Source organism: Streptomyces sp. WP-1 (genome assembly GCF_030450125.1).
Classification (GTDB): domain Bacteria; phylum Actinomycetota; class Actinomycetes; order Streptomycetales; family Streptomycetaceae; genus Streptomyces; species Streptomyces incarnatus.
Genome location: NZ_CP123923.1, coordinates 457,500 through 483,641, shown reverse-complemented (window position 1 = coordinate 483,641; position 26,142 = coordinate 457,500). Strand labels below are relative to the sequence as shown.

28 protein-coding genes and 2 pseudogenes are annotated in these 26,142 nt (G+C 71.8%); 14 read left to right on the top strand and 16 right to left on the bottom strand.

The window, feature by feature from the left end; genetic code table 11:
* Positions 1–3 precede the first annotated feature (3 nt).
* Positions 4–954 (bottom strand): STM4015 family protein, encoded by a 951-nt coding sequence (locus QHG49_RS01720; protein ID WP_301487005.1) that lies wholly within the window; start codon positions 952–954, stop codon positions 4–6.
* A gap of 175 nt (positions 955–1,129) precedes the next feature.
* Here QHG49_RS01720 and QHG49_RS01715 point away from each other — a divergent pair, with 175 nt between their 5' ends.
* Positions 1,130–1,456, top strand: coding sequence for a hypothetical protein (locus tag QHG49_RS01715; protein WP_037661316.1), 327 nt, complete (start codon positions 1,130–1,132; stop codon positions 1,454–1,456).
* Between the two features lie 278 nt (positions 1,457–1,734).
* Positions 1,735–2,838 (top strand): DUF6745 domain-containing protein, encoded by a 1,104-nt coding sequence (locus QHG49_RS01710; protein WP_301492663.1) that lies wholly within the window; start codon positions 1,735–1,737, stop codon positions 2,836–2,838.
* 15 nt (positions 2,839–2,853) lie between these two features.
* On the opposite strand, the gene QHG49_RS01705 is transcribed toward QHG49_RS01710, so the two are convergent.
* The 4 genes from QHG49_RS01705 to QHG49_RS01690 form a co-directional block, all read right to left on the bottom strand.
* The gene (locus QHG49_RS01705; RefSeq protein ID WP_301487004.1) at positions 2,854–3,411 is read right to left on the bottom strand and encodes a cysteine hydrolase family protein; all 558 of its coding nucleotides are present in this window, start codon (positions 3,409–3,411) and stop codon (positions 2,854–2,856) included.
* A gap of 90 nt (positions 3,412–3,501) precedes the next feature.
* Positions 3,502–4,926: an MFS transporter gene (locus tag QHG49_RS01700; RefSeq protein WP_301487003.1), complete on the bottom strand. Its 1,425-nt coding sequence runs from the start codon at positions 4,924–4,926 to the stop codon at positions 3,502–3,504.
* The gene (locus QHG49_RS01695; protein ID WP_145486844.1) at positions 4,919–5,365 is read right to left on the bottom strand and encodes a MarR family winged helix-turn-helix transcriptional regulator; all 447 of its coding nucleotides are present in this window, start codon (positions 5,363–5,365) and stop codon (positions 4,919–4,921) included. Before QHG49_RS01695 ends, QHG49_RS01700 begins: the two co-directional genes overlap by 8 nt.
* A gap of 114 nt (positions 5,366–5,479) precedes the next feature.
* On the bottom strand, positions 5,480–6,268 hold the full coding sequence (locus QHG49_RS01690; protein ID WP_301487002.1) for an SAM-dependent methyltransferase: 789 nt from the start codon (positions 6,266–6,268) through the stop codon (positions 5,480–5,482).
* A 175-nt stretch (positions 6,269–6,443) separates the two neighbouring features.
* On the opposite strand from QHG49_RS01690, the gene QHG49_RS01685 reads away from it, so the two are divergent.
* Both QHG49_RS01685 and QHG49_RS01680 read left to right on the top strand, forming a co-directional pair.
* A complete protein-coding gene (locus QHG49_RS01685) occupies positions 6,444–7,412 on the top strand; it encodes a hypothetical protein (RefSeq protein WP_159697952.1) in 969 nt (322 codons plus the stop codon).
* Positions 7,413–7,563: 151 nt separating this feature from the next.
* A complete protein-coding gene (locus tag QHG49_RS01680) occupies positions 7,564–8,643 on the top strand; it encodes an acyl-CoA desaturase (protein ID WP_301487001.1) in 1,080 nt (359 codons plus the stop codon).
* A gap of 54 nt (positions 8,644–8,697) precedes the next feature.
* On the opposite strand, the gene QHG49_RS01675 is transcribed toward QHG49_RS01680, so the two are convergent.
* Positions 8,698–9,849, bottom strand: a complete 1,152-nt coding sequence (locus QHG49_RS01675) for a macrolide family glycosyltransferase (RefSeq protein WP_301492662.1) — start codon at positions 9,847–9,849, stop codon at positions 8,698–8,700.
* Positions 9,850–10,223: 374 nt separating this feature from the next.
* Entirely contained in the window at positions 10,224–11,474 is a 1,251-nt protein-coding gene (locus QHG49_RS01670) for an MFS transporter (protein WP_301487000.1), read from the bottom strand.
* A gap of 198 nt (positions 11,475–11,672) precedes the next feature.
* Between QHG49_RS01670 and QHG49_RS01665 the strand changes: the two genes are divergently transcribed.
* On the top strand, positions 11,673–12,581 hold the full coding sequence (locus QHG49_RS01665) for a hypothetical protein (protein WP_301486999.1): 909 nt from the start codon (positions 11,673–11,675) through the stop codon (positions 12,579–12,581).
* 111 nt (positions 12,582–12,692) lie between these two features.
* Here QHG49_RS01665 and QHG49_RS01660 read toward each other — a convergent pair whose 3' ends face one another.
* Positions 12,693–13,346, bottom strand: a complete 654-nt coding sequence (locus tag QHG49_RS01660) for a CatB-related O-acetyltransferase (protein WP_301486998.1) — start codon at positions 13,344–13,346, stop codon at positions 12,693–12,695.
* Between QHG49_RS01660 and QHG49_RS01655 the strand changes: the two are divergent.
* Positions 13,314–13,700 (top strand): annotated as a pseudogene (locus QHG49_RS01655) (FMN-binding negative transcriptional regulator); the annotation flags it as partial. The gene QHG49_RS01660 and the pseudogene QHG49_RS01655 overlap by 33 nt on opposite strands.
* A gap of 244 nt (positions 13,701–13,944) precedes the next feature.
* Positions 13,945–14,073, top strand: coding sequence for a hypothetical protein (locus QHG49_RS01650; protein ID WP_268982569.1), 129 nt, complete (start codon positions 13,945–13,947; stop codon positions 14,071–14,073).
* 45 nt (positions 14,074–14,118) lie between these two features.
* Here QHG49_RS01650 and QHG49_RS01645 read toward each other — a convergent pair whose 3' ends face one another.
* Positions 14,119–15,030, bottom strand: coding sequence for a universal stress protein (locus tag QHG49_RS01645; RefSeq protein ID WP_301486997.1), 912 nt, complete (start codon positions 15,028–15,030; stop codon positions 14,119–14,121).
* Between the two features lie 255 nt (positions 15,031–15,285).
* Positions 15,286–15,840, bottom strand: coding sequence for a hypothetical protein (locus QHG49_RS01640; RefSeq protein WP_159697940.1), 555 nt, complete (start codon positions 15,838–15,840; stop codon positions 15,286–15,288).
* A 42-nt stretch (positions 15,841–15,882) separates the two neighbouring features.
* On the opposite strand from QHG49_RS01640, the gene QHG49_RS01635 reads away from it, so the two are divergent.
* Positions 15,883–16,113, top strand: a complete 231-nt coding sequence (locus QHG49_RS01635; RefSeq protein WP_301486996.1) for a hypothetical protein — start codon at positions 15,883–15,885, stop codon at positions 16,111–16,113.
* 31 nt (positions 16,114–16,144) lie between these two features.
* Here the strand turns inward: QHG49_RS01635 and QHG49_RS01630 are convergent, their stop codons facing one another.
* Positions 16,145–16,291, bottom strand: coding sequence for a hypothetical protein (locus QHG49_RS01630; protein WP_301486995.1), 147 nt, complete (start codon positions 16,289–16,291; stop codon positions 16,145–16,147).
* Between the two features lie 163 nt (positions 16,292–16,454).
* Positions 16,455–16,841 carry a hypothetical protein gene (locus QHG49_RS01625; RefSeq protein ID WP_301486994.1) on the bottom strand — a complete coding sequence of 129 codons (387 nt, stop codon included), beginning with the start codon at positions 16,839–16,841 and terminating at the stop codon, positions 16,455–16,457.
* 126 nt (positions 16,842–16,967) lie between these two features.
* Here QHG49_RS01625 and QHG49_RS01620 point away from each other — a divergent pair, with 126 nt between their 5' ends.
* From QHG49_RS01620 to QHG49_RS01605, 4 genes are all read left to right on the top strand, one after another.
* Complete coding sequence (locus QHG49_RS01620) at positions 16,968–17,687, top strand: adenosylcobinamide amidohydrolase (RefSeq protein ID WP_301486993.1); 720 nt, start codon at positions 16,968–16,970, stop codon at positions 17,685–17,687.
* A 203-nt stretch (positions 17,688–17,890) separates the two neighbouring features.
* A complete protein-coding gene (locus QHG49_RS01615; RefSeq protein ID WP_301486992.1) occupies positions 17,891–18,448 on the top strand; it encodes a DUF3291 domain-containing protein in 558 nt (185 codons plus the stop codon).
* A 322-nt stretch (positions 18,449–18,770) separates the two neighbouring features.
* Entirely contained in the window at positions 18,771–19,283 is a 513-nt protein-coding gene (locus QHG49_RS01610) for a hypothetical protein (RefSeq protein WP_370530409.1), read from the top strand.
* Between the two features lie 112 nt (positions 19,284–19,395).
* A complete protein-coding gene (locus QHG49_RS01605) occupies positions 19,396–19,899 on the top strand; it encodes a DUF4232 domain-containing protein (RefSeq protein WP_301486991.1) in 504 nt (167 codons plus the stop codon).
* 63 nt (positions 19,900–19,962) lie between these two features.
* Here the strand turns inward: QHG49_RS01605 and QHG49_RS01600 are convergent.
* The 4 genes and pseudogenes from QHG49_RS01600 to QHG49_RS01585 all read right to left on the bottom strand — a co-directional run bounded on the left by QHG49_RS01600 (position 19,963) and on the right by QHG49_RS01585 (position 23,768).
* A pseudogene (locus QHG49_RS01600) lies at positions 19,963–20,057 on the bottom strand.
* Between the two features lie 84 nt (positions 20,058–20,141).
* Entirely contained in the window at positions 20,142–21,152 is a 1,011-nt protein-coding gene (locus QHG49_RS01595) for a DUF2804 domain-containing protein (protein ID WP_301486990.1), read from the bottom strand.
* Positions 21,153–21,304: 152 nt separating this feature from the next.
* Positions 21,305–22,810 (bottom strand): aldehyde dehydrogenase (NADP(+)), encoded by a 1,506-nt coding sequence (locus QHG49_RS01590; protein ID WP_301486989.1) that lies wholly within the window; start codon positions 22,808–22,810, stop codon positions 21,305–21,307.
* A 73-nt stretch (positions 22,811–22,883) separates the two neighbouring features.
* Entirely contained in the window at positions 22,884–23,768 is an 885-nt protein-coding gene (locus QHG49_RS01585) for an NAD(P)-dependent oxidoreductase (protein ID WP_301486988.1), read from the bottom strand.
* 153 nt (positions 23,769–23,921) lie between these two features.
* On the opposite strand from QHG49_RS01585, the gene QHG49_RS01580 reads away from it, so the two are divergent.
* Together QHG49_RS01580 and QHG49_RS01575 are read left to right on the top strand one after the other, a co-directional pair.
* Entirely contained in the window at positions 23,922–24,842 is a 921-nt protein-coding gene (locus tag QHG49_RS01580; protein WP_370530558.1) for a 5-dehydro-4-deoxyglucarate dehydratase, read from the top strand.
* On the top strand, positions 24,839–26,107 hold the full coding sequence (locus tag QHG49_RS01575) for a glucarate dehydratase family protein (RefSeq protein ID WP_301486986.1): 1,269 nt from the start codon (positions 24,839–24,841) through the stop codon (positions 26,105–26,107). The genes QHG49_RS01580 and QHG49_RS01575 overlap by 4 nt, the downstream gene beginning before the upstream one ends.
* The last annotated feature ends 35 nt before the right edge of the window (positions 26,108–26,142 follow it).

Here is a 26,142-nt window from a genome sequence, read left to right as displayed (position 1 = left end):
GCCTCACTCCGCGACCGCGGTGTAGCGGTGCACGACGCCCTCGTGCTCCCAGGTGTCGCCCGGCTCGGACAGGTCGACCTCGACCCCGGACGGCTCCAGCGCCGCCCGGACCCGCTCGGCCACCGCCTCGGTGACGTAGTTGTGGTGCAGGTCGAGCTTGGTCAGATGGGTGAGCGGCTGCCCGCCGAGCAGCGCGACCATGCCCTCGTCGGTGAGCACGCCCATGGACAGGTCGAGCGAGGTCAGCTGGGCGACGACCGGGGCGCTCGCGACGGCGGCGGCGATCTCGTCCTGGATCTCGCTGTTGCGCAGACCGAGATGGCGCAGCGCCGGGAAGCCGCCCCCGGCGAGGAACGGGGCGAGGTCGGCCACCGTCGCGTCACCGCCGTACTCCGACACGCCGAGCCACAGGTCGAGGTGCGCCAGCGCGGGCAGTTCACTCCCGGCGACACCGCGCACGACCTCGCCGGGCAGACCGCCGGTCTCGAACCGGAGCGTGCGCAGGTGCTCATGGCGCACCGCCGGGAAGCGCAGCCCGGTGCCGCCGCGGATCCCGAGTTCCGCCAACTGCGGATAGGCGGCGAGGACCGGGGTGACGTCGGACTGCTCGATCCAGGAGATCTCCGCCTCCTCCATCTCCAGGTCACCGATGAACACGGCCCGCAGACCGGTCAGCCGCTCCCGGTCCTTCACGAGGCAGTTCACGATGAGTTCGGAGTCGTTGTCGTACGCCTCGCCCCACGGGCCCACGATGATCGCGCGTATCCCTGCGGGATCCACGGTCTGGAGGAAGCTGTCCCACAGTTCCTCGAACGCGATGTCCGAGTCCCCGTACGGATCGACGGCCACCCGCCACGCCACGGCACCCGCCTCCGGCAGCTCCCGCTTCGACCCGGTTTCGAACTCGAAGGCCGGGAGGCCGTGCAGTTCCTTCAGATGCTCGACGTTCGACATGACGCGCTGGCCTCCTGGGACCGTGATCGTGCGGTGGTTGCAAGAGTTCTACCAACCCGCACTGACAACGCGGATGACGGGCTGTGGGGAAACCGCTCGCGGGGCCGTTGTCAGACCCCCCGCGTAGCGTCGTGGTCATCGGTCAGCGAGGTGCCGACGGGGAAGGGAGACACCTGTGTACCGGCAAGGAGACGTCCTGATCGTGCCCGTGGCGGAGGAGGCCGTGCCGCCCGGCACCGACCGGCTGCCGCGCCAGCCGCGGGACGCCCGGGGCCGGCTGGTGCTGGCCCTCGGCGAGGTCACCGGCCACGCGCACGCCGTGGTCGGGCCCGGCACCCTGGTCCGCGAGACCGGGCCGTTCGGCACCGCCTACCTCCATCTCCCGGACGGCGGACGGGTGGTGCACGAGGAACACGCGGCGATACCGCTGCCCAAGGGCTGGTACCGCGTGGTGCGCCAGCGCGAGTACGTACCCGGCGCGGTCCGCGTCGTGGCGGACTGAGACGGCGGGGCGCGACGGTGACGGCGGTCGGTGAGGAACAGGAAGACGGGGGAACGATGGCGGCGGTCGGCGGGGAAGCAGGGGGAGCCGTGGTGGCGGTCGGAGCGAGGACCGGGGCTGTCATGGCGGCGGTTGTCGGGGGAGTCGAGGGATCGATGAGTGCGGTCGGCGGGGAAGCCGGGGAGACGATGACGGTGGGGAGCGGTGTGGTGATGACCGGGAGCGGTGCGGTGACGGCGGGGAGCGGTGCGGTGACGACCGGGAGTGGTGCGGTGACGATGGAGGACGGCGCGGTGGCCACGGCGGAGACGGCCCACACCTGGCGGGCGGTGGCCTCGGCGACCGGTGCCGCGGACCGCGCGGCCGCCGAGGAGGGCGTGTGCCTGGCCTACCGGCTGGCGGGTCTGCCCGAGCCGGAGAACATCGTCTGGGCGGACTCGCCCCGCGCGGGCGCGGCTGTGGTCATGCGGCTGACGGCGGAGGGCACGGCCGGGCGCAGCGTCCGCGACGCGGTACGCACCCGGCCGTGGGCGACCGCACGCGGACGCCTCCTCGACCGGGTGGGCCCGGACGGCTGGGCCGGGCACTGGGCCCTGACCGGGGCTCAATTGTGGGACGGCCTGGTGATGCTGACCGAGCGGATACGGACCGGCCTGATCGAGGAACTGGCCGGAACCGCGGCCACTTCGGACGGTACGGCCGATACCCCGGCCGATGCCAGGAAGGCGGCGAAGGAAGCGGCGGCCGCCGAGCAGGCCGTCCGCCTGACACTCCTCGACGCCGTCCTGGGCCAGCACGACGCCGCGTGGCTGGCGGCGTTCGACGGCCAGGAGGGCGCGGAGGGGCTCGCGGGGATCGCCGCGGTGGCCCGCGCCGCGGGCTGGTGGTGGCCGTACGAGAAGACGGCGGTCGTCTGCGAGCGCCCCGTGGAACTCCACCTGGACGAGGCGGGCCGGCTCGACCGGGGCGACGGCCCCGCGCTCGCCTTCCCCGACGGCTTCGCCCTGTACGCCTGGCGCGGCATGCCCGTCCCGCCCGAATTCCTCGATGGCCTCAGCGAGTTGACGCCCCGGCGGATACGCGAGGAGAAGAACGCCGAACTGCGCCGCGTGATGCTGGAGCACTACGGCTACGACCGCTACCTCAAGGAGTCCGATGCCGCACCGGTCCAGCGGGACGAGACGGGCGTGCTCTGGCGCCTCGAACTGGAGGGCGACGAGCCGCAGGTGATGGTCGAGGTCGTCAACTCCACCCCGGAACCCGACGGCACCCACCGCACCTACTGGCTCCGCGTCCCGCCCCGCACCCGCACCGCACGGGAGGGCGTCGCCTGGACCTTCGGCCTGGAGGAGGCGGAGTACGCGCCGATGCGCCAGACCTGAGCCGGACGGGACCGCTCAGGACCCGGTGCGGAGCGTGTGTCCCCAGGCCTCGACCGTGGTGACCTCGCCGCGCTGGGTGAGGACGCCGCTCACGAGGGCGTCGTGCAGCGAGGGCTTGGGGTCGGCGCAGGCGTCGGACAGAACGGTGACCCGGTAGTCGAGGTCGGCGGCCTGGAGCGCGGTGGACAGCACGATCCCACTGGTGGCGATGCCCGCCAGGACGAGATGGTCGATGCCCTGGGCGGCCAGGATCTGCTGGAGATTGTTCCCGGTGAACGCGCTGACCCGGTTCTTGTACACGACGATCTCCCCGTCCGCGGGGGCGACGTCCGGGTGGATCGCGGCACCGGGGTCGTCCGCCGTGAACAGGTGCGTCGGCAGGGCGCCGAAGGTCTTGTTGAAGGGGTGGGCGTCGACATGCCCGGGACGCAGCTGGAGCGCCACATGGATGACCGGGACACCGGCGTCGCGGGCGGTGCGCAGGGCGCGCACGGCATGGGGGAGGTAGCCGTCGGCCACCTGGGGGACGTGGCAGTTCTGGACGTCCATGAGCAGGAGAGCGGTGCGGGGCATGGTGGTGCCTTTCGTACGGTCGTGCGGTCTTACGGTGGTGCGGTCCTACGGTGGTGCGGTCTTCGGCCCCCGGGAGGGGGGACTCCGGGGCTACTTCGCCGCCTGGGTGTCCGGCGCCGGGGCCCGGTCGAGGGAGCGGTCGAGGACGGTCAGCAGCAGGTAGAGCACGCCGGCGCCGATCATGATCCACACTAGGTGGTGCATGCCGCCAGTGTCGATGTGCCTCCCGAAGGACGCGGCGGCCGCGGAGGAGGCGATCATCGAGCCGATGTAGGCGAAGGTGCGCAGCAGCCCGGCCGAGGACGCGATCCGCTCGGGATCGGCCTGGAAGTAGACGGAGTTCTGGAGGGCCAGATTGTTCAGCCCCTGCGGGATACCGAAGACCAGCGTGACGAGGAACAGCGTCCACAGCGGGCTGCTTCCGGCGAGCGTGAGCATCAGCAGGCAGGCGACGATCTGCCCCGCCGCGCCGACCAGCAGCTTGCCGCGCACGCCCGGCCGCCGCCCGGAGACGATGGAGACGCCGATCGCGACCAGGAACGTGGGGATCTGCACCAGTCCCGCGCGGAAGGGGGACAGCCCGTAGCCCTCTTCGGTCCACTGGCTGAAGCCGTACAGGAAGGCGTAGGCGACGACGTACGCGACGAGGGCGCGCAGGTACGTGGCCAGCAGCGGCATGTTCCCGCCGAACACCCGCAGGTCGATGAAGGGGGCGGCGGCGCGCAGCTCCCGCACCGCGAACCCGGCGCCCAGGGCCGCGGCGACGACCAGCAGATACCAGTCGCGCGCATGCGGGTTCATCAGGAACAGCAGCAGCGAGGTGAGGGTCGCCGCGAACAGGGCCATGCCGGGCAGGTCGAGCTGGGAGACCAGGCTGCCGCGCCGCTCGGCCGGATCATCCGCCACGGGCGCCGACTTGGGCAGCCAGAGCAGGCCCAGCACCACGGAGGCGACGGACAGCGGCACGTTCAGCGCGAAGGTGGCCCGCCAGCCGCCCACCGCGATCAGCAGTCCGCCGAGCAGGGGGCCGATGACCGCGATCGTCTGGTTGGCGACCGCCAGCGCGGTCAGCACCCCGCCCGGGCTGTCCCGCCCGGTGCGCTTGGCCTCGCTGCGTACCAGGGCCATCGCGGCGGGGTAACCGGAGCAGGTGCCGAACCCGAGCAGGACACGGGCGACGATCAGTACCGCCATGTTGGGGGCCAGGGTGCCGACGACACCGGCGACCCCGACGAGGCTGGTGCTCGCGAGGAAGAGCCTGCGCGGCCCGAAGAGGTCGATGAGCCGCCCCACGACGGGCTGCCCGAGCGAGGTGGCCAGATAGAGGGCGGAGACCAGCCACGCGGTCTGCGAGGCCGGTGCGCCCAGGGCCTTGCCGATGGGGACGAGCGCGACCGAGATGATGGTGGAGTTGATCGGGTTCAGGATCGAGCCCAGCATCATCGGCGGCAGCAGCCGCCGGTCGAATCCGGGCCGGTCCGTCTCCCGTATCGCCCCCGGCTCCGTTTCAGTCATGGGTCAGCCGCTCCAGTACGGTCATCGCGGCGATCACATTGCGGCGTTCCTCCTCCGTGCACCGCTCCTGCAACCGGCCGGCGAGCCACTCCGTGCGGGCCTGTCGCCCCTTCTCCACCCGGCGCCGGCCCGCCGCGGTCAGCTCGATCAGCAGCCGCCGGCCGTCGTCCGGGTCCGGGGCGCGTTCCACCAGCTCCAGTGCTACGAGCGCGGCGACCATCGCCGTCATCGACTGGTGCCGCACCCCCTCGGCCGTGGCCAGCTCGCTCGCCGTGACACCGCCCTTGTCGGCCAGCCGGGCCAGCACGGACGCCTGCCCCAATGTGATGTCCTCGGTCTCGGAGGCTTTCAGGATGCGCCGCCGCAACCGGCTGATCACCGCGCGAACCTCACGCGACGCCTCGACCGCCGACGGCGACAGACTCGGATTCTCACTCATACTCCGCACCTTAATCTGTACAGTCTCACCTGTACAGTTTCTCCTGTATGGCTGCCGGATCAAGGGAATGCCCGCCTGCCGGCCGGAGACGTGCCTGGAGTGGGAGGAAGGCGGCTACGCCTTCCTGGCGAGTCCCGCCGCGATGAGTTGTTCCCAGACGGTCGGTGTCCGGGGCTCCTCCGATGCGTCCGGATGCCATTGGAAGGCGGGGACGATGCCCGGAGGCCGGAGGGTCAAGGTGCCGAAGAGGGCACGCGGTTCGGCGTCCGTGCGCCAGCGGCCACGGCCGAAGGTGCCGATGAGCTTGGCCTGGGCGGCCTCGGTCTGCTCGTTGTGGCCGGAGCGGAAGTGGGAGATGAAGACGTAGCCGCCGGGCGCGATCGGCTCGGCCCAGTAGCGGACGATCCCGGCCGGGTCCTCGTCGTCGTTGAGATGGTGCGGAACGGCACTGAGGATGACGCCGACCGGCTGCCCGAAGCCGATCAGCTGCTCGGTCTCCGGGTGGTGGCGGATGGTGCCGGGGTCGCGGACGTCGCCCTCGATGATCGTCGTGGTGTCGTCCTCCGCCAGCAGCGCCCGGCCGTGCGCGAGGACGGTCGGGTCCGTGTCGACCTGGACGACGGCCGCCCCGGGCTGATGGCGCTGCGCGACCTGGTGCACATTGTCGGCGGTCGGCAGCCCGCTCCCCAGATCGACGAACTGCCGGACGCCGCCGCGCCCGAGGGCGCGGACCGCGCGGATCAACGCCCCTCGGTTGGTGTGGGCGATGGCGGCCGACCCCGGCAGGTTCACCTTGAAGTGGTCGCCGATCTCCCGGTCGACCGGGTAGTTGTCCTTGCCGCCGAGCAGATAGTCGTACACCCGGGCAATGCTCGGCGCCTGGCCGCCCTCGTCCGCCTTCATGGCCAACTTCCCTTCCTCGGGAGCGTCGTCGGCGTCATCGTAGGTATCCGGTGAGCCGGATGTGCGTGCCTTCGCCCCGGTGTGCCCGGCCGTGGGCGGACGTGTGTGGAGACCGTCCCTCGTGGCGATCACCCCCGTCCGAGGGCGGGGGTCACCCGCCGTATCGTTGCCTCGCATGTGGCCAGGAGAGCAGCCACCGGGGGGCGGACAGAACCCGCAGCAGCCCCCGGTCGAACATCAGCCGAACCCCTATCAGCAGGCCGGGTACCACCAGCCGAATCCCTACCAGCAGCCCCAGCAGTGGAACGCGCCCACTCAGCCGGTCGGCGCACCCGCGCCCCCGCCCACGGGCGGCGGTGGCGGCCGGGACCGTACCAAGCTCGTCGCCGTCATCGCCGCCGCGGCCGTCGTCGTCGCCGCGGGTGTCACCGGCTTCGTGCTGCTCGGCGGCAAGCACGACCGGGTGGACCCGGGCCCCACCCCGGCGCCGACCGGGGCGGCGCAGCAGAGCACGGACAACCCGCGCAGCCCCGACGGCCGTACCGCCACGGTCAAGGGCTGGAAGGTCGTCACCAACCCGGCCCAGGGCATCGCCTTCGACGTCCCGCCGCAGTGGAAGCTGCAGACGCCCGACTGGGTCACCTACGTCGCCAAGAACGACGACCCCGACGACAAGCCGCTCATCGCGGTCCAGGCCCCCGCGTCCCTCCAGCCCGAGTGGTGCTCCGCGGACACCGACAAGAACGGCACCGTGGACGACACCGCCCTGGCCACCGCGGGCAGCAGGCGCGACAACGGGGCCCGCAGCACCCAGGAGATAGCCGGCGCAGACCCGAGGACCTGGGTCTACGGCGCCTACACCCAGCCCGACAAGACCAAGGTGAAGTCCGGCACCGTCGAACCCTTCACCACCACCTCCGGCCTCAAGGGCGATCTGGGCAGCGCCTGGTCCACGGGGGTGAAGAAGGCGCAGAAATGCGTGACGGACGGCAAGGCGTGGACCTTCGCCTTCAAGAACGCCCAGGGCGACCTGGTCTCCTGGTCCTTCTTCGGCGCCAAGGGTGTCTCCGGCGAGGTGACGGACGAGACGGTACGGAAGATCGCCGCCACGGTGCGCCTGTACAAGCCCCCGTCCGACTCCTGACGCCCCTCACCGACCGCCCCGGAGCGGGCCGCCCTCGCCCGAACGGCCGCTTCGGGGTGGTAGCCCCCCTGTCCCGGCCGGGGGGCAGCCCCCGGCCGGTCCGGAGGCTGGCAGGCTGTCTCGGGCGGACGGCCGTCGGGAGACTCGACGCATGACGATTTCCACCGACGCGTCCGTGGTCACGGGACCATCTGCCGCCCCATCCCGCACCTCGCCCTCCCGGGCGGGCAGCGACTTCGCCGGACTCTCCCAGCGCATCACCGAGGCGGGTCTGCTGAAGCGGCGCCCCGGTTACTACACGGTGCGGCTCGGCCTGGTGATCGCACTGCTGTCGGCGGGCTGGGGAACCTTCGCCGTGCTCGGCGACACCTGGTGGCAGCTCGCGGTCGCCGCCTTCCTCGCCCTGGCCTTCGGCCAGGTCGCCCTGGTGGCACACGACCTGGCCCACCGGCAGGTCTTCCGGCGGCGCCGCCCGAGCGAGACATGGGGCCGGCTCTTCGGCAACCTCGCCATCGGCATGAGCTACGGCTGGTGGATGAACAAGCACACCCGCCACCACGCCAACCCCAACCATGAGGAACTCGACCCCGATGTCGCCCCGGACATCCTGGTCTGGTCCACCGACCAGGCCCGCAACAGCAAGGGCATGGCCCGGTTCATCGGCGGTCACCAGGCATTCCTGTTCTTCCCGTTGCTGACCCTGGAGGGCTTCAACCTGCATGTGGCGAGCGTGCGCGCGCTGCGCTCGCCGTCGATGAAGAACCGGCTCCTGGAGGGCTCCCTGCTCTTCCTCCACATGGCGGCCTATCTGTCCGCGCTGTTCCTGGTGCTCCCTCCCGGGAAGGCGGTGGCGTTCCTCGCCGTGCACCAGTGCCTGTTCGGTGTCTATCTGGGCTGCACCTTCGCGCCGAACCACAAGGGCATGCCGACCCTCAGCGGTGGCGAACGGCCCGACTTCCTGCGCCGCCAGGTGCTCACCTCCCGCAATGTGCGCGGCGGTCCGCTCACCGATGTGATGCTCGGCGGGCTCAACTACCAGATCGAACACCACCTGTTCCCGAGCATGCCCACACCCCATCTGCGCCGGGCCCGGACCATCGTGCGGGCGTACTGCGCGGAGATAGGCGTGCCGTACCACGAGACCGGACTGATCCGGTCCTACCGCGAGGCGCTCACCCATATGCACCGGGTGGGGGAACCGATCAGGCGGCAGCGCAGGGAGGAGTTCTGACATACGGCCCCCGGAGCCTCCCGCTCTCGGCCTGCGCCCCGGGGACCCGCAAGGTCAGCCCACCATCTCCTCGATGAGGTCGGCGGCCCGCGCGGTGCCGCCCTCGGCCCGCGCCTCGGCACTCAGCCGCGCCGAGCGTCGTGCCACCTCCGGATCCCCGACCAGGTCCAGCAGAGCGGCCCGGAGGGCGTCGGCGGTGGCATCCGCGGTGTCGATGCGGCGGGCCACGCCCAGCTCCACCAGCCGGTCGGCGTTCATGAACTGCTCGGCGGCCTGCGGTACGGCGATCATCGGTACCCCCGCCAGCAGGCCCTCGCCGCAGCCGCCCATGCCGGCGTGGGTGACGAAGGCGTCCGCCCGGTCGAGGATCGCCCGCTGCGGGACCCAGGAGTGGACCTCGACATGGGGCGGGATGGTGCCGAGTTCGTGAGGATCCGTGTACTTGCCGATCTGGAGGACGACATGCCAGCCGGGCAGATTCCCGTAGGCCGCCAGACACTGTCGGTAGAACTCCGGTTGCCGGGTGAACGCCGAACCCAGGGAGACCAGCAGCACCTTCTCGGCTCCCGCCGGTCGGGCCCACTCCTCCGTGGCGGGCGTGGCCTGGTCGAAGCAGGGTCCGACATAGGTCACGGTGCCGGTGTCGACGCGGTCGGAGTGCGGCTGCATCGCGCGGGAGATCAGCGCCAGGGTACGCGCGGGCCGACCGAAGAAGGAGTCCACATCGGTCGTGGACGCCCCGCACCCGGCGAGCCACTCGGCGAACCTCGCCCAGTGGGCGTCGGCGCCCGGCAACTGCCGGATGGGTGCCGAGACTTCCTCGGCGTAGCCCTCCCACGCCACGAACGTCGGAGACAGCTGAAGCAGCGGCCGGTTCTGCACCTCGGCGAGGGCGCGCCCGGCGTAGGCGCCGATGTCGTACAGATACAGATCCGCCGGGTCCCGGTCGTAGGTGGCGCGCAGCCGGGGGAGTGCCCGCACCGCGTCGGAGAGGAAGAGGTCCATCGTGGCGATGGGGTCCTCCGGCCAGATGTTGTCGGCGAACGGCAGCCCGGACGAGTAGGGCACAAGCTCGGCGCCGGCGCCCGTGACCAGGTCGGTGACCGCCGGGTCGTTGGCGTACGTCACCCGGTGGCCGCGCGCCACCAGTTCACGGATGACCGCGAGGCTGGGCAGGACATGACTGACGAGGGGGATGCCGACCATGGCGATATGGGCAGGGTGGCGCGAGGCGGAAGGCAGGGAAGACAAGAGGACTCACTCGTTTCTGGTCTACGGCGACAGGAATACGGCAGGCCGGCGCGCCGACGGAACTCGGTCGTCGTGGCGGGCGCGCTGAGGCATGCGGAGGGGAACCGGGGCGAGGCCCCGACCCGTTCAGCCGTAGATCTGAGTGAAATACATGCCCGCGACTCTAGCCGTGCCGGGACATCGCCGCACCGCATTTATCTTCCGGACGCGCAGAGCGGACTTGATGCAGCGAGGGCAACAAGCGCTGGACGACGCCGGCGGCGTCGACGCGGACACGAGCCCGGCCTCCGCAGACCCGCGGGTCGTCGGATGTGCGCTCGACTCGTCTGTCACTTCACGCCATGCCTTCGCACGGACGGGAGCGCCAGTACCACCGCGACCGCGGTCAGCTGCCACAGCACGCCGAGCCCCAGGAGCCGGTCTGCTCCGACGACGCCCGACACCGGCCCGGCCAGTGCCAGTCCGAGCGGCCCCAGAGCGAAGGCGCCCAGGCTGTCGAAGGCGCTGATGCGTCCGCGGATCTCGGCGGGGATCTCACGCTGGATGACCGTCGTCACGAGGGTGCTGCATACCGCCGCGCCGCCGCCCGCGAGAAGAGCGGCGGCTGCCACCCCAACCAGGGGCGCCCGCGCGGCCAGCGCGGCCGCCGGAATGGCCCAGCCGGCGGACGCGGCCATGGACCAGGCGAGTGCCCGGCTGGGGTTCCGGCCGAGCAGCGCCAGGCCGCCGACGATCGAGCCGGTGCCGTACAAGGCCAGTACCAGCCCCCACGCCCGCGCGCCGCCGAGCCGCTGCTGGGCGAGAGTCGGTCCAAGCACCAGGAACGGCGCCCAGAGCAGGAAGTTGAACAGGCTGATATGGAGGGTCGTGACCCACAACCAGGTGCGGGAGGTGAACTCCTTCCAGCCGCGTCCCAGTTCGCTGAACAATCCGCGGCGTGGTGCCGACGACTGCGACAGGGGCAGCCCGGCCAGGGCCACGACGCTCACGCCGTAGCTGACCGCGTCGACAGCGACGACTGAGCCCGGATCGGAAACCGCGATGAGCAGACCGGCCAGACCTGGCCCCGCGACCGAGGCCACGGCCTGGGTGATCTGCAGCACCGCGTTGGCGTCCGCAAGGTCGTCCGCGGGAACGAGGCCGGGCACCAGGGCCGCCAGGCCCGGGCTGAATCCGCCCTCACCGATTCCGAGGATCACCGCCAGGGCGACCACTTCCCAGATTCTCGCGGTGTGGGTGAGCAGCAGCACGGCGAGCACGCTCTGGGAGGCGAACCTGAGCAGATCCGCCGTCAGCATGACCGCACGGGCCCCGAGCCGATCGGTGAACACTCCGCCGAGCAGCAGTACGGCCAGCACCGCGAGAATCCGGGCCGCCATCACCACGCCGACAGCGTCGACCCCGCCGCCCGGCAGCTGCAGCACGGCGAAGGTCGTAGCGATCGTGTTCATCCCGGAGCCGAGCAGCGACGTGCTCTGGCCGACGAGGAAACGGCGGAGCCGGGAGTGCCGCAGCGCGCGAAGACGGTGAGCAGCCGTCCGGGGCCTGGAGACAGCGGGAGGGCTAGTGCGAAGCGTCATGGGGCCGCACTCTTCCTCCACCAAGCTATTCCCTGCAAGCGTTTCCGGAAATAAAGCCGAGCCTTTAACGAGCCAATTCACTTCTGTCTGAATTGGCGCAGTAAATAGCCTTCATTTACTGCAACACGCCTGGTGGTAGGCTCAGTTACGCAAGAGCAAGACAGTCCTCGTGAAACTCATTTACTGCGGATGGCCAGCATGGGTAAGCGCCAAACCGGCGACGTGGGCACGCTCCGTCCAGCCCCGGTGGAATACAGCGCCGCCGTCGATCGCTACCTCGCCGCGGCCGATCTCGGCAGCGCCTCCCGCCGCGTCTACCGCATCTCGCTGCACGGCTGGGCCTGGCCGCTGGTCGACCGCCGGGCTCCGACCGGCCGCGAGCGCAGGGGAGCCCGTCCGCCCGTCGTACCGCTGGCCCTGCTCGACGACCCGGAGGCTCCGCAGCGGCTGCAACAGGGTCTGGACGACCGTGCCGCCGCCACGCAACCACGCACACTGGCCCGCGAATTGACCTGCCTCCGAGCAGCCACGGCATGGTGGGTGGCACAGGGCTGGATCGCCACGGACCCAGCGATCGGACTGGAACCGCCGACGCCGGGCCCTGGGCCGGCACCCGTCCCCTCTGACGCTCCCTCGGCTGCGGGGGCGGCTGCCGCTGGCCAGGATCGGGCCCGTGCCGTCCTCGCCCTGCGGGCCGCACTCAGGGAGTTGACCCTGTGGCATCTCCTCCACGAGTCGCGCGCCCCCATCGAGCAGGTGCTCGCCCTCGACATCGACCACCTGGACCTTCCCCGGCGACGTACCAAGGAGCATGTCGTAGGGCCCCTGAGCTGGGGACCGGGCACGGCACACCTGCTGCCCATGCTGCTGGCCGGGCGCACCGCGGGGCCGGTGTTCGTCACCGACCGACGGGCCCCCGTCGGCACACCGGCAGCCGACCGCTGCCCGGTGACGGGCCGGGGACGGCTTTCCTACCGCCGAGCCGCGGAACTCTTCACCGCCGCGACCAGACCACTCGATCCAGCAGGCCGCGGCTGGACCCTGCTCGCCCTGCGCGACCGAACGCCCCGGAACGGACCGGCGCGTAGATCCCCAGGAGCCCCTTAAAGCCCGTAGATCTCCCGGATCCTCTGGATAAGGCTCTGGTAGGCGCCCTGCGTTGCGAGCAGCTCCTCACACATCGCGACGACCCTTGGAGGCATTCGCTACGCCTGAGGACTACTCTCCGCCAGCACGCGCGGGGGCGGCCGCCTCCAAGCCGGCGATGCTGCCCGCCATGATGGTGCGGATGTGCTCGGTGATGTGCTCCGCAGGCCAGTCCCACCAGGCCACCGCGAGGAGCCGGGCGGTGTCCTCGGCGCTGTAGCGGGTGCGGATGAGGCGGGCCGGGTTGCCGCCGACGATGCCGTAGTCGGGGACGTCCGCGGTGACCACGGCGCCGGTCGCGATGATCGCGCCGTGGCCGATCCGCACGCCAGGCATCACCGTCGCGCCGTGCCCGAACCAGACGTCGTTGCCGACGACGGTGTCCCCCCGGTTCGGCAGGCCGGTGAGCAGGTCGAAGTGCTCGGACCAGGAGCCGCCCATGGTGGGGAAGGGGAAGGTCGAGGGGCCGTCCATGCGGTGGTTGGCGCCGTTCATGATGAACCGCACGCCGGTGCCGAGCGCGCAGAACCTGCCGATGATCAGCTTCTCCGGCCCGTAGTGGTAGAGCACGTTGCGCGTCTCGAAGGCGGTCGCGTCGTCGGGGTCGTCGTAGTACGAGTACTCCCCGACCTTGATCAGCGGGGACTTCACCAGCGGCTTCAGCAGGGCGACGCGCGGCTGCCCGGGCATCGGATGCAGGACGGTCGGATCGGCCGGTACGGGCATGGTGGGGTCCCCCTGATGGGCTCGGCTGCGACGGGTCTTTCCATGATCGTGGTCCGGGGCCCGCCCCGGACACTGATTTATGCGGGCCCCGCCGTCCGGCCTCCGCCGAGCCCTGGGACGCCGGTCTGGAAGGCGGTCGAGCACGACCCGAACGTCACCTTCGACGTCAGCGGCGACTACGCCTTCATCCCGGGCACCTGGCGCGCCGCGCCCGGGGTTCCGCCCACCGACGGCGTGCCGACCAGCTACTACGCGGCCGTCCAGTTCACCTGCCGCGCCCGCGTCATCGACGGCCCCGAGGCCAAGGCCGAACTGCTGCGCCGCCAGCTGGCGCACTTCCAGCCCGACGGCGACCACGCCCCCGTCGAGGTCGACCGGCTGCCCTACGGCCGGATGCTGCCGGGCATCCGCGGCTGGAACTGGACGTGGTCGAGGTGCGGGCCAAGTTCAAGTACGACAACCAGAAGCCCGTGGAACTGCGCACCACCGTCGCCGACCGCCTCATCGAAACGCGGCGGGGGCCTCGATGTGCCTATGGGCCGCCAGCAGCTGCGCCGCGTGGACCGCGTCGGAACCTGGAAGGCCCGACCCCCGCGATGTGACGGCGGACGCGCGCGATGGCCGGGTCACCGAGCAGCTGCGCCGCGAGGTCGACGGGGTGGTGTCGGTGTCCGGGGACCCCACCTTCCGGACGGACCACGCCCGGGACGCGCTCACCGGGGTGTGAGCACCGGTTCCGGACGGAGGCCGACCACCCGCCGGAGCCCCCGGCTCACCCGTGGGTCGGAACGGCGATCACGGGGCAGCGGGCGTGGTGCAGCACGCCCTGGCTCACCGAGCCCAGCAGCATGCCCGCGAAGCCGCCGCGCCCCCGCGTGCCCACCACCAGGCCGAGCGCGTGTTCCGAGGCCTCGGTGAGCACCTGCACCGGATGGCCCGCGACCACTTCGTGGTGCAGGTCCACCTCGGGGTAGCGGGCGTGGCGGCCCGCCACGATCTCGGAGAGGAGGCGGCGGGACTCCTCCTGCGGCCCGCGCTCGTCGAAGACCCGCAGTGGGCCGTGCTCCCATACCAGCAGGGCCCGCAGCCCCGCGCCGCGCAGCGCCGCCTCCTCGAACGCCACGTCCACCGCCGCCGCGGAGCGTTCGCTGCCGTCGACGCCGACGACGTAGTACGGCGGATCCTGGGTGGTGTGTTCCGGCTCGGGCACGACCATCAGGGGACAGTGTGTACGGGCCATCACCGGGAGGGCGATCGACGCGGAGCCGAACACCTCCTGGCGCCGGCTCAGATGGTGCGAGCCGAGGACGAGCGAGGTGGCGTCGCGACTCTGCTCGCACAGCGTCCACACCGGATCGCCCTCCGCGAGCAGCGTGTCCACCGCCAGGCCCGGGTGCCGGGCCGACACGAACTCCGCGGCCTCCTCCAGCACCTTCTTCCCGGCCTCGTGCAGCGCCTCGTTCCATCCCTCCCAGGAGGGCGGGACCGCCGTTCTGCGGTCGCCGGGGGTCGGTACGCCCTCGACATGGACCAGACGCAGTGGCAGCCGTCGGCGGGCGGGCTCGTCCGCGGCCCAGGCGGGTGCCGTGCGGCGGGCGGGGCCGGGATCGAGCCCCACCACGATCGGCCGGCGACCGGAGCCGGGGTTCCGGTCGTCCTTGCTCGCGGGTACGGGAGCGGACATCGCCCCATCTCCTCCCTGCGGCGGAGCGCCGCCGCGACTTCCATGAAAGCCCGGAACCGGGGGCCCTGCCAGGGGACCACCGGCCCCCGGCGGGGCCCCTCGGCACGACGACAGGGAATCGGGGCACCGTCCGGGACGCCGTGCGGGGAGCCGCGTACGACGGCATCGTGGAACTGACCGGACTGGTGCCCGCGACGCCCACTCGGCGGCGTCCCGGTTCCCGGACAGCTGACGGCCGGCCCTCGCGAGCGCGGCTCAGCGGGGCCCCACCAGATCCCACTCCCGGTCCCACCGGGCCAGCCGGCGCCGGTCGAGACGGGACCGCGCGAACGCGCCCGCGCCGAGCACCGGAGCCGCGGCGACCAGCGCGGCACCGGCGGCGAGGAGACCGGCCTCGATGCGCCCCTCGGCGAGGTCCGTGGGCGCGGTCGTGACGAGCCGGCCCCGGTCGTCCTGCCACAGGTGGACCGTGGTGCCCCGGGGCAGGCTCGGGTCCACCAGCGTGTGCCCGGTACGGGGCGTACCGTCCGGCGCCACCCAGCGCACGGTGTCCCGCACCCGGCCGTCCGCCGACCACTGCGCGGCGACGCCCTGCGGCGCGTCGGCCATCAGGACCGCCCGCACGGGATGCCGCTGGGCGCGCTGCTCCGCGAAGCGGTGCTCGGCGGCACGGAACACCAGCGGTGCGACGACCGCGCCGACGAGCACCACGACCGCCCAGACGGCCAGCACGGTCCACGCCTCCAGGACGTCCTCGCGCCGTCGCAGCGGGTTGCTCCGCCACCGCCACAGATGCCGTTTGCCGCTCATCACGGAGACCTCCGCCTCGTCCCGAATCCCTTGCCTCCGACGGTGCCTGGCAAGGGTCCCGCGCCGACAGGGGCCGAGGGACCTCCATGGCGGGCCGCCCGGGTCCGGATCCGGCGCCGGGCGGGCCCAGGAGGCCCGGGCCGTGCCGTCGGGCCCGATGCCCTCGAAAGGGTCGATTACCGCGTCGAACTCGAATGGGTCGACTACCGCGTCGACTACCGCAAGGCCGCCGCCCTGGCCACCGTCGCCGACGAGAACCACACCTGGGTGTGAGCGAGGCGCGACTTGGCGCCGTGAGGATCCGTCAGGGCAGCTCGATGGAGCGTTCCTCGTCCAGGATCCGGTAGCCCGCGCTGGTGTGGAGGTTCATGGCCACCTCGTTCCCGCCCCGCACCGAGAACATCAGCGCCGATTCACCGGCCGCGAAGGTGGCCCGTTCGCCGACCGCCATCGCGGCTCAGGGTCCCCGAGCGGACGATGTCACCGACGTAGGACGCCTTTTCGAGGGCGAGCCAGTCGGAAGACCCGGCCGGTGTCATCGGCCGCGCGGTGGCACCGTCGACCGGCTCCGGTGGGGCGTCCACCCGGCGCGCCCTGAGCTGCCCGTTGACGCGTTAACCGGCGGACACCTCACGCAGGGCGGGTTCGGTGAACCGGACGCTCACCCGCCGCGCGCCCCGCTCCGCACACCATCCCCGCGCCCACTCCCGGGCGGCCTCCTCATGCCCCTGCCCGGCATACTCCGTGGTTACGCGCAGATCCCCGATACGCCCTGCGAGCTGCCCGTTCCTCTCGGCCACGCTCACGGCCACGAAGCCCACCCGGACCCCGGCGTCCATGATCCCGGCGACGGTCCAGTCCCCGACCGTGGCGCGCCCCTTCGACACGAACTCCGCCGCCGCGTCCATGCCGAGCCCGGCCGCGCGATACGCGGCGACGAGCCGTCGCTCGAAGTCCTTCAGCCACACCGTGCCGTCATCGACAACGCTGAATTCTGTCACCCGGTCACATTAGTCACGTCGTCATGAACCCGACTGGATGCTTTCCGGCGGAAACCTCGGCCCCAAGCCCCGAAGAACGCCCTCGGTACGATCATCAGGATCATCCGCTCCGAGGAGTCCAGCTCAGTGACCGTCGCCCCACCGCCCCGTGCCGTCGCCGGCGTCCTTCCGATACGGACGCTCACCCGCGTCGAGGACGACGAGCAGCTGTCGGCCCTGCTGTGGCGGGCCGGATCCGGCTGGCGGATGATCAGCAGCGCGGTTCTCGGCGGGGGCATCGGTGAGCGCTCCTGGGTGCTCAACGCCCAGGTCTCGCACGGCTACAGCCGCACCGACCCCGACAGCCACCTCGCAAGCCTCGCCCAGGACGCCGGGGCGCGGGGGCCGGGCGTCGGTCTGATGACGGCCGCCGACGTCCTCCGGTACGGCCGAGGGTACGACGACGGTGTCGAGGCGGTGGTCACCGCGGGTCTCGGCGTCCACGGCTGGGCCGCCGCCCCCGCCCCGGGCACGCTCTCGCCGCCCGCGCCCGGCACCATCAACATCGTCGTCGCCGTCCCCACCGCCCTGACCGACGCCGCGCTGGTCAACGCGGTCACCACCGCCACCGAGGCCAAGGTCCAGGCCCTCCTCGACTCCGGCTACGACTGCTCCGGCACCCCCACGGACGCGGTGTGCGTCGCCGCCCGGATCCCCCGACCCGGCGAGGAGCCGCAGTCCTTCGCCGGCCCCCGCTCCCTGTGGGGCGCGCGTCTGGCCCGCGCGGTTCATTCCGCGGTGTGTGCCGCCGTAGAGCCGGTGCGCGGTGGAACCCTCACATCGGCGGGGACACCCGCTGGTTCATGACCGCGGACGCAGGCGCGGTCTTCGAGGTCAAGTCGCTTTGCGGAGAGCCATTTCGACAAGGGAATCGCAACTTCGACATGTCGCGCGGGGACAGCTACCTTCATCGCGTCCTCGGCGGTCACCCGCGGTCGCACCGGGGTTCCTTCAGGCACGGGCCACCGACCGCGGGACCACGCCGGGCACCCTCAACCAGGGAGAGAAGCATGCCCCATCTTGCTCTGTACACATTCGGCGTCCTGAAGTCACCTCTCGCCGATCCCGCCCCTCTCACGCGCGAGTTCTACGACATCGGTGAGGCCGTCTACCGGAAGATCGGCGGGCACCCCGGGTACCTCGCGCACGCTGAAGCGGCGGACGGTGACCGGGGCATGCTCTTCGGGGCGGACTGGGGTGCGTGGGGAGAGTTCGCCGTACCGACCTGGTACGGCAAGGGCCGTACCGTGGAGACCACCGCGCTGGCCGCGACCCTCTCGCTCTGGACCGACCTGAGCCCCGTCTTCGACGCCATCTACACCGGTCTGCACCGTGCCGCGCTGAACAGGCGTTACGACTGGTTCGAGAGGACCGGACACCCGAATTACGTGTTCTGGTGGGTCGCCGACGGCGAGATACCCACCTGGCAGGACGGGGTTTCCAGGCTGGAACACCTCCACGAGCACGGCCCCGCGCCGCACGCCTTCACCTTCCACCACCCGTTCGCCCCGGACGGAACCCCCACCAGGATCAAAGGCATCGGGCCGCAGAACGACCAGGTCCGCTGACGAGGAAGCCGACCCCGCACCTTCCATGGCCGACCGGTCGGCCGGAACTCGGTCGGCCGCCCGCTCGCGGAGCCCCTCGCCGACGCCGGTCAGTCCCGCGCCAGCAGCAGCCGTGTCATCCCCGCCGTGACAAGGAGCAGCGCGGCGACGGCCAACAGCCCGATACGCATCCCGTGGAGGGAGAAGCCGCCGTCGGTACCCGCGAGCAGGCCGCCTGGAACGCGGCCGCGAGACCAACCCCTCGATCGCTGTCGTCGACGCCCTCGGCCGGGCGCTGCGCCTGCGCGGCGACGGCTACGAACGCCTTCACGAACTGGCCGAGTTGGCCTCCGGTCGCACCTCCGAACTCCCGGCCTGCGCGGACCACACCGTCCGCGACTCCGTCCTGCTCCTGCTGGAGTTGGTACGCCCGCTGCCCGCCTATGTCGTGAGCCGCTACAACCGAGTCCTGGCCGCCAACCCGCCGGGCCGGCGCCTGCTGCCCGGCCTGTGGGACTGGCCCGGACACCAGCGCAATGTGACCCGTTACCTCTTCCTCCACCCGACGGGCAGGACGCTGTACGAACCCTGGGAGGACACCGTCGCCCTCTCGGTCGCGCACCTGCGGGCAGTGGCAGGCGCCGACCCGGACAACCCGGAACTGACCACCCTCGTCGGCGAACTGGTCCTCAAATCGCCGGAATTCGCCCGCCTGTGGGAACGGTACGACGTCTGCGAACGCGGCGGCGGAGAGAAGGGCTTCCGGCACCGGCGACGAAGAGGCCATGCTCGGGCTGGAGGACACCGAACGCCGTCCGGCGGCACGGCGAGCGGCAACCCCGTGACCGACCTGTGACATCTGTACCCATACTGAGACATTCCGAACGCCAGATCGGGGGCAGGCTCAAGTCGACCATGGTTCCCGCGGAGAACATCCGCAGGGCCATTGCACGACAAGGAGTGTCCGTATGAGCAAGAAGCACACATTCGCCGCGGTGGCCGCACTCGCGCTGGCGTTCACGGCGGGCGGGGGAATCGCCGTGGCCGCACCCGCGACGGCCGAGAACGTCGCGCCCTCGGCGTGCCGTCCGGCCAACCACACGGCGACGATCAAGGCGGCGCCCGCCAGTTCGGGGCACAGCCACTATCGCGTGACCCTGACCGCCGCGCGCGGGTACGAGTCGTGCGTGCTGGCCGGTTCGCCCACCGGCGTACGGTTCTCGAACCACGGCAAGCAGACCGGTGTGGCCGCCGGGCACTACGGCGACCAGAAGACGAAGGTGACCTTCGGTCCGGGCCACCCGGTGCACTTCGACATCCAGGTGCCGAACCTGCACCGCGGCACGGCCTCGAACGAGGCGTCGTTCACGCTTCAGGCCCCGGGCGGTGAGATCCCCGGCACGTCCTTCGCCGAAGGCAAGTTCTCCGTGGCCCCCGGCACCCTGATCGGCCCGGTCCAGCGCGGCGCCTGACCGGCACCGCCGGAAAAGCCTGAGTGTCCCGCGGCCGTACGGCCGCGGGACACTCAGGTGATGCGGAGAGGGCAGGATTCGAACCTGCGTGGACCCTTGCGGATCCGACCTCGAGACGTGCTCGCCGGTCCCCGATCAACCACTCCGGGCACCTCTCCTCGCTCCCGGTTCCCGGTCTCCCGGGCCCCGTTCACATGAAGAAGAGTGGCAGACCCGGCTGACGCGGGACTGACGCGCACGGCTTACAGACGGGCCTTCATGCTCTCGCAGACCCCGGGCACGTCCCCGATCTCGAAGTCGCCCCCGGCGCCGCGGAGTACACCGCGACAGCGTCCGAAGAGCTGGAAGTAGTCGACCGCGAAGAGGCCGAGGTTGTGCCGCACCTGCTTACGGCCCTCCGGTTCGAAGACGACATCGAGGCGGCCGTCCCGGGAGGCGATGTGCCAGGCGGCCGACGGGTCGGCCGCCGCGGGCTCGAAGGTGATGTCACCGAGCGGCTCGCACCTGCCGGGCGTCCACAGACAGGACTCCTCGGGCTCCCCGGCCAGTTCGGGCCGCGCCGCGAAGTTCGCCCCGACGACCGGGCCGGCGTCCGTCGGCGTCGCGAACGTACCCCAGACCCAGTTGGTCCGGTACGGCAGCAGCGAGCGGTGTTCGTCGAGTACCGCCAGATCGCGATCCGGCTCGAAGACGACCTCGGCGTCCCCGACACGGAGCACCCCGGCAGCGGGGAAGGCGGCCTTGTGCGTGTAGATGCTTCCGCCCGGCAACCGTGAACTCACCGAGAGCGGAGCGGTGGACTCCACGGCGTCGAGCTCCGACTCACCACGGATGGCCGGGGCCTTCGCCGTCGCGGCGATGTCGATCTCGATCCGATGCCGCGCCGACGCACGCGAAAAGGAATAGACGACCCGATACCCGACACGCTCGAACCGGCAGGCACTCTCCAGCAGTTCGGCGGGCAGCACGGGACTGCCACCGGCGGCATGGGCCGCGTGCTGGTGAAGAACCCGGACCGCCCTGTCATAGGCGTAGATCTCCGCGCCAGCGAGATAGTGCGCGTCCTGGATGATCAGCGACGCGTACCAGTCCGGGTGCGACAGCGTGAACCCGACCCACTCCTTGAGCCGCATCCTCTTCAGCCGCCGCGCGAGCCCGCCGTACACCTCAAGGGGGTCGACGACGGCGGGTCGATCGGGCAGGCGGCCCCAACGGCGAAGACCGTCCTCGATCAGGCGCTCAGGGGTGGACATGGCGGGTAGTGTGCCCAGGGCGTTCGGCGCCGGTCAACAGCTTGCGGGCGGCGAGGCCGACGGGCCCGCCGCCCCGCCCCCCGCCCCGGCGCCACGTCGTTACGATGACGTCCGTCGGCGCCGTGGCAGCCGGCTGTCCCGAGGCCGGCGGATCAGCCCGACCGGCGGGGGATCCCCAGCGGGTTCGCGTCCTGGAGTTCGGGCGGGAGGAGATCGTCGGGCCAGTCCTGGTAGGCGATCGGGACCAGCCAGCGGTCGATCGCCGTCGCGCCGACCGAGGTGTGCAGGGGCGCTGTTGTCGAGGGCCAGGGGCCGCCGTGGTGCATGGCCCAGCAGACGGCGACGCCGGTCGGCCAGCCGTTGTGGATGAGGCGGCCCACGCGGTGCCGCAGGGCCGTCACCACCCGCGCGGCCGCCGCCGCGTCGTCTGCCGTGGCGTGCACCGAGCCGGTGAGGCTGCCCGGCAGGGAGGCCAGGACCTGGGTCAGCGATTCCAGGTCCGGGTAGGTCACGACCAGTCCGGCCGGGCCGAAGCACTCCTCGGCCAGGGTGTCCAGACGGGCCGCGAAGGACTTCAGGGGCAGCCGCCAGACGCGCGGGACCACCGCGAACGAGTCGTCGCCCGCGTTTCCGGAGGCCAGCGGGACGAGGTCGGCGGCCGCGTCCAGTTCCGCCACCCGGGCCTGGTACCCGTCCCGGATCCGGGACGTCAGCATCGCCCCGGTCGTCGCCGCGCCGACCGCGGCCGCGACGGCGTCCAACAGCGCGCCGTCCTCGGGGACGAACAGCAGACCCGGGTTGGTGCAGAACTGTCCGGTGCCCAGGGTGAGCGACTGCGTGTACCCCTCCGCGATCTCCCGGGTGCGCTCGGCCGCCGCGCCCGGCAGGACCACCACCGGGTTGACGCTGCCGAGTTCACCGTAGAACGGGATCGGCTCCGGGCGGGCCGCGGCGAGGTCGTACAGGGCCCGTCCGCCGGACTGCGAGCCGGTGAAGCCGGCGGCCTTGACCGCCGGGTGGTTCACCAGCGCCACCCCGGCCTCGAAACCGGCGACGAGGCCGAGGACACCCTCGGGAGCCCCTGCCTCGCGCAGCGCCCCGGTGACGACGCGCGCGACCGCGGCCGAGGTCGCCGGGTGGCCCTCGTGCGCCTTGACGACCACCGGGCAGCCGGCCGCGAGCGCCGAGGCCGTGTCGCCGCCCGCCACGGAGAAGGCGAAGGGGAAGTTGGAGGCGCTGAACACCGCCACCGGTCCGATCGCCTGCCGCATCCGGCGGATGTCGGGGCGTCCGGCGGCCGGGTCGGCGGGGGTGAGTACGGCCTGCACATGGCCGCCGTCGCGCAGCACCTCGGCGAACAGGCGGAGCTGACCACTGGCGCGGCCCACCTCACCGGTCAGCCGGACCTGGCCCAGCGCGGTCTCCGCGTCGGCGACGGCGACCAGTTGGTCGCGGGCCGCGTCCAGCGCGTCGGCGGAGGCGTCGAGGGCCCGCGCCCGGTCGGCGGCGGGCACCGCGGACCAGAGAGGGAACGCGCGGGCGGCGGCGCGCGCCGCCGCGTCGACGTCCCGCGCGGTGGACACGGCGACCGGATCGCCGACGGGCTCACCGGTACGCGGGCTGACGCCCCGCAGCGGGGCGGACGTGGTCTCGGTCATCGATCGAACCTCCGGGTCGAGCGGGGGCGGTGAGGGTGAACTCGCGGAAGCGGTAGCGGAGTTGCGTGTGGCTTCAGGCGTTCGTGTCCGTGTCGTGGGAGTCGTGGGAGTCGTGAGTGTCGTGCGCGCCGTGGGGGTCGGCCGGGTCGCCCGCGCCGTCATCGGCGTCCAGTGAAGGCGAGCAGAAGGCCCCGCCCAGGTAGATCTCGTCCAACGGGTCGTGGCGGCCTTCGAGTTCCCCGGCGAAGCGCTCGGCGTCGTCCTGGGGCTCGTAGCCCAGTGCGCGTGCCTCGTCCAGCGAGAACCAGCGGCGGGTGTTGTCCGAGACGCCCCACACCACGCGGAACCCGGGGGAGGGCGCCGCGATCAGGGCCTCCATCAGGCGGGCGCAGTCGTCGGGGGAGAGCCAGGTGGCCAACTGGCGGGTGGCGATGGGGCGTTCGAAGCAGCCGCCGATACGGACGCAGACCACGTCCAGGCCGTAACGGTCGTGGTAGAGGCTGCCCAGGGCCTCGGCGGCCACCTTGCTCACACCGTAGTAGGTGTCCGGGCGGGGGAAGAGGTAGTCGGGCGCCTCGTCCTCGCTGCGGGGGTAGAACCCCACCGCGTGGCTGCTGCTCGCGATGATCACCCGGGGTACACCGGCCCGGCGGGCCGCTTCGAGGACCGTGCGGGTGCCGTTGATGTTGATGTCGAGGATCTCGTCCCACGGCCCCTCGACGCTCAGTCCGCCGAGGTGGATCACCGCGTCGGCGCCGGTGAGGGCCTCGCGCATCCCCGGCAGGTCCGTCACCGACAACCGGACGGTCTCCACGTCCTCGCCCACGGCCGCCTCGGGCACCGGCGCCACGTCGAGCAGCCGCAGGGTCCGGTCCGCGCGGGCCAGCCGGGGACGGAGCAGGGTGCCGACCCCTCCGGCGGCTCCGGTGATCACGATGCGCTGACTCACTCGCCTCATCTCCTTCGTGGCGGCTCCGCGCCGGCTCCATGGCGGCCCGGCGTGTCCATGGGCGTCTTGACCGTACTCCGGGGCGAGTCTTACAGTTCGAAGGCTAGTTCGCAAATGTGGAGCCTGTCTGCATATGTAGACGACGAGGAGTGTCACGTGCCCATGTTCGACGGCGTGCTGTTCTTTCCGGTGACGCCCTTCGCGGCGTCGGGGCAGGTCGACCGGGAGGTGCTTGCCGAGCACCTGCGCCGTGGCCTGGCCGCCGTCCCCGGCGGGGTCTTCGTCGCCTGCGGTACGGGCGAGTTCCACGCGCTGAGCCCCGAGGAGTACGGCGCGGCCGTGCGCACCGCCGTCGATACCGTGGCCGGCCGCGTCCCGGTGTACGCCGGCACCGGCGGCCCGCTGCCACTGGCCCGCGCATACGCGCGCATCGCCCAGGACGCGGGCGCCGACGGTCTGCTCCTGCTGCCGCCCTACCTGGTCCAGGCCCCGGCGGCCGGACTCGCCGCCTACGTGCGCGAGGTCGCGGACACCGGCGACCTGCCCCTCATCGTCTACAACCGTTCCAACGCCCGCTTCGACGCCGGGACCGCCGCCGAACTCGCCCGCCACGACAAGGTGGTCGGTTTCAAGGACGGCGTCGGCGACCTCGACCGGCTCTCCCGCATCGTGACCGCCGTACGACACGAACTCGCGGGCACCGGAAAGGAGTTCCAGTTCTTCAACGGCATGCCCACCGCCGAGGTGACCGTCCCCGCCTACCGCGGCATCGGTGTCACCCTGTACTCCTCCGCCGTCTTCTGCTTCGCCCCCGAGATCTCCAACGCCTTCTACCGGGCGGTCGAGAAGGGGGACACGGCCACAGTGGAGCGGCTCCAGCGGGAGTTCTTCCACCCGCTCGTGGCCCTGCGCGACCTGGTACCGGGCTACGCCGTCTCACTGGTGAAGGCCGGTGTACGCCAACAGGGTCTGGACGTCGGCGGAGTGCGGCCCCCGCTGGTCGACCCGGCCCCCGAACACCTCGACGCCCTGCGCCGGATCACCGACGCGGGCCTGGCCCTGGTGGAGGACTCCGCCCGATGAGCGACACGATCCGCGTCACCGACGTCACCGTCACCCCCGTCGCCTTCCGTGACCAGGCTCTGCTCAACGCGGTCGGCGTGCACGAGCCGTACGCGCTGCGCGCCGTCCTGGAGGTGCACACCGATCAGGGGATCACCGGCCTCGGCGAGACCTACGCCGACGAGGGGCATCTGCGCAGGCTGCGGCAGGCCGCCGACGCCCTGGTGGGCCTGGACGTCCACCACCTGGGCCGGATGTACGCCGCGGTCGCGGCCGCGCTCGGCGGGGACACCGGCAGCGACGGCCACGGCCTCACCGGCATGATCACCAGCAGCGGCACGGTGGACCGGGTCTTCTCGCCGTTCGAGGTCGCCTGCCTCGACATCCAGGGCAAGGCCGCCGGACGGCCGGTCTCCGACCTGCTCGGCGGCGCCGTACGGGACCAAGTACCCTTCAGCGCCTACCTGTTCTACAAGTGGGCCGGGCACCCCGGCGACGACCCCGACGCCTGGGGCGCGGCGCTCGACCCCGAGGGCATCGTCGCGCAGGCCCGGCGCATGATCGACGGCTACGGATTCACGGCCATCAAGCTCAAGGGCGGCGTCTTCCGGCCCGAGGAGGAGATCGAGGCGGTCCGCGCCCTGCGCGAGGCGTTCCCCGGCCGGCCGCTGCGGCTCGACCCGAACGCGGCCTGGACGGTGGACACTTCCCTGATGGTCGCCCGCGAACTCGACGGCGTCCTCGAATACCTGGAGGACCCCACACCGGGACAGGAGGGCATGGCCCGGGTCGCCCGCGAGGCGCCCATGCCGCTCGCCACCAACATGTGCGTGGTCGCCTTCGACGAACTCAAGTCCGCCGTGGCCCTGGACGCGGTCCAGGTCGTCCTCTCCGACCACCACTACTGGGGCGGCCTCCAGCGCTCGAAGGTGCTCGCCGGGATCTGCGACACCTTCGACCTGGGCCTGTCCATGCACTCCAACTCGCATCTCGGCATCAGCCTTGCCGCGATGACCCATCTGGCGTCGGCCACACCGAACCTGACGTACGCCTGCGACACCCACTGGCCGTGGAAGACCGAGGAGGTCGTCGCGCCGGGCGCCCTGGAGTTCCGCGACGGCTCCGTCGCCGTACCCACCAGCCCCGGCCTCGGTGTCGAACTCGACCGCGACGCGCTGGCCCGGCTGCACGAGCAGTACGTCTCCTGCGGCCTGCGCAACCGCGACGACACCGGATACATGCGGCGCGTCGATCCGTCGTACGAGAAGAAGGTCCCGCGCTGGTGAGGCCCCCTGGCCGCGAGGAACGAGAGCGGCGGTGC

What these genes read in the sequence shown, in the direction of transcription:
- QHG49_RS01595 (WP_301486990.1), bottom strand. Translation starts at nt 21,152, where the DNA reads ATGTCCACCCCTGAGCGCCTGATCGAGGACGGTCTTCGCCGTTGGGGC.
- QHG49_RS01615 (WP_301486992.1), top strand. Translation starts at nt 17,891, where the DNA reads ATGCCCCATCTTGCTCTGTACACATTCGGCGTCCTGAAGTCACCTCTC.
- QHG49_RS01645 (WP_301486997.1), bottom strand. Translation starts at nt 15,030, where the DNA reads ATGTCCGCTCCCGTACCCGCGAGCAAGGACGACCGGAACCCCGGCTCC.
- QHG49_RS01685 (WP_159697952.1), top strand. Translation starts at nt 6,444, where the DNA reads ATGTGGCCAGGAGAGCAGCCACCGGGGGGCGGACAGAACCCGCAGCAG.
- QHG49_RS01720 (WP_301487005.1), bottom strand. Translation starts at nt 954, where the DNA reads ATGTCGAACGTCGAGCATCTGAAGGAACTGCACGGCCTCCCGGCCTTC.
- QHG49_RS01660 (WP_301486998.1), bottom strand. Translation starts at nt 13,346, where the DNA reads ATGCCCGTACCGGCCGATCCGACCGTCCTGCATCCGATGCCCGGGCAG.
- QHG49_RS01640 (WP_159697940.1), bottom strand. Translation starts at nt 15,840, where the DNA reads ATGAGCGGCAAACGGCATCTGTGGCGGTGGCGGAGCAACCCGCTGCGA.
- QHG49_RS01680 (WP_301487001.1), top strand. Translation starts at nt 7,564, where the DNA reads ATGACGATTTCCACCGACGCGTCCGTGGTCACGGGACCATCTGCCGCC.
- QHG49_RS01670 (WP_301487000.1), bottom strand. Translation starts at nt 11,474, where the DNA reads ATGACGCTTCGCACTAGCCCTCCCGCTGTCTCCAGGCCCCGGACGGCT.
- QHG49_RS01630 (WP_301486995.1), bottom strand. Translation starts at nt 16,291, where the DNA reads ATGGCGGTCGGCGAACGGGCCACCTTCGCGGCCGGTGAATCGGCGCTG.
- QHG49_RS01690 (WP_301487002.1), bottom strand. Translation starts at nt 6,268, where the DNA reads ATGAAGGCGGACGAGGGCGGCCAGGCGCCGAGCATTGCCCGGGTGTAC.
- QHG49_RS01705 (WP_301487004.1), bottom strand. Translation starts at nt 3,411, where the DNA reads ATGCCCCGCACCGCTCTCCTGCTCATGGACGTCCAGAACTGCCACGTC.
- QHG49_RS01580 (WP_370530558.1), top strand. Translation starts at nt 23,922, where the DNA reads ATGTTCGACGGCGTGCTGTTCTTTCCGGTGACGCCCTTCGCGGCGTCG.
- QHG49_RS01605 (WP_301486991.1), top strand. Translation starts at nt 19,396, where the DNA reads ATGAGCAAGAAGCACACATTCGCCGCGGTGGCCGCACTCGCGCTGGCG.
- QHG49_RS01665 (WP_301486999.1), top strand. Translation starts at nt 11,673, where the DNA reads ATGGGTAAGCGCCAAACCGGCGACGTGGGCACGCTCCGTCCAGCCCCG.
- QHG49_RS01675 (WP_301492662.1), bottom strand. Translation starts at nt 9,849, where the DNA reads ATGGTCGGCATCCCCCTCGTCAGTCATGTCCTGCCCAGCCTCGCGGTC.
- QHG49_RS01585 (WP_301486988.1), bottom strand. Translation starts at nt 23,768, where the DNA reads ATGAGGCGAGTGAGTCAGCGCATCGTGATCACCGGAGCCGCCGGAGGG.
- QHG49_RS01695 (WP_145486844.1), bottom strand. Translation starts at nt 5,365, where the DNA reads ATGAGTGAGAATCCGAGTCTGTCGCCGTCGGCGGTCGAGGCGTCGCGT.
- QHG49_RS01575 (WP_301486986.1), top strand. Translation starts at nt 24,839, where the DNA reads ATGAGCGACACGATCCGCGTCACCGACGTCACCGTCACCCCCGTCGCC.
- QHG49_RS01590 (WP_301486989.1), bottom strand. Translation starts at nt 22,810, where the DNA reads ATGACCGAGACCACGTCCGCCCCGCTGCGGGGCGTCAGCCCGCGTACC.
- QHG49_RS01700 (WP_301487003.1), bottom strand. Translation starts at nt 4,926, where the DNA reads ATGACTGAAACGGAGCCGGGGGCGATACGGGAGACGGACCGGCCCGGA.
- QHG49_RS01710 (WP_301492663.1), top strand. Translation starts at nt 1,735, where the DNA reads ATGGAGGACGGCGCGGTGGCCACGGCGGAGACGGCCCACACCTGGCGG.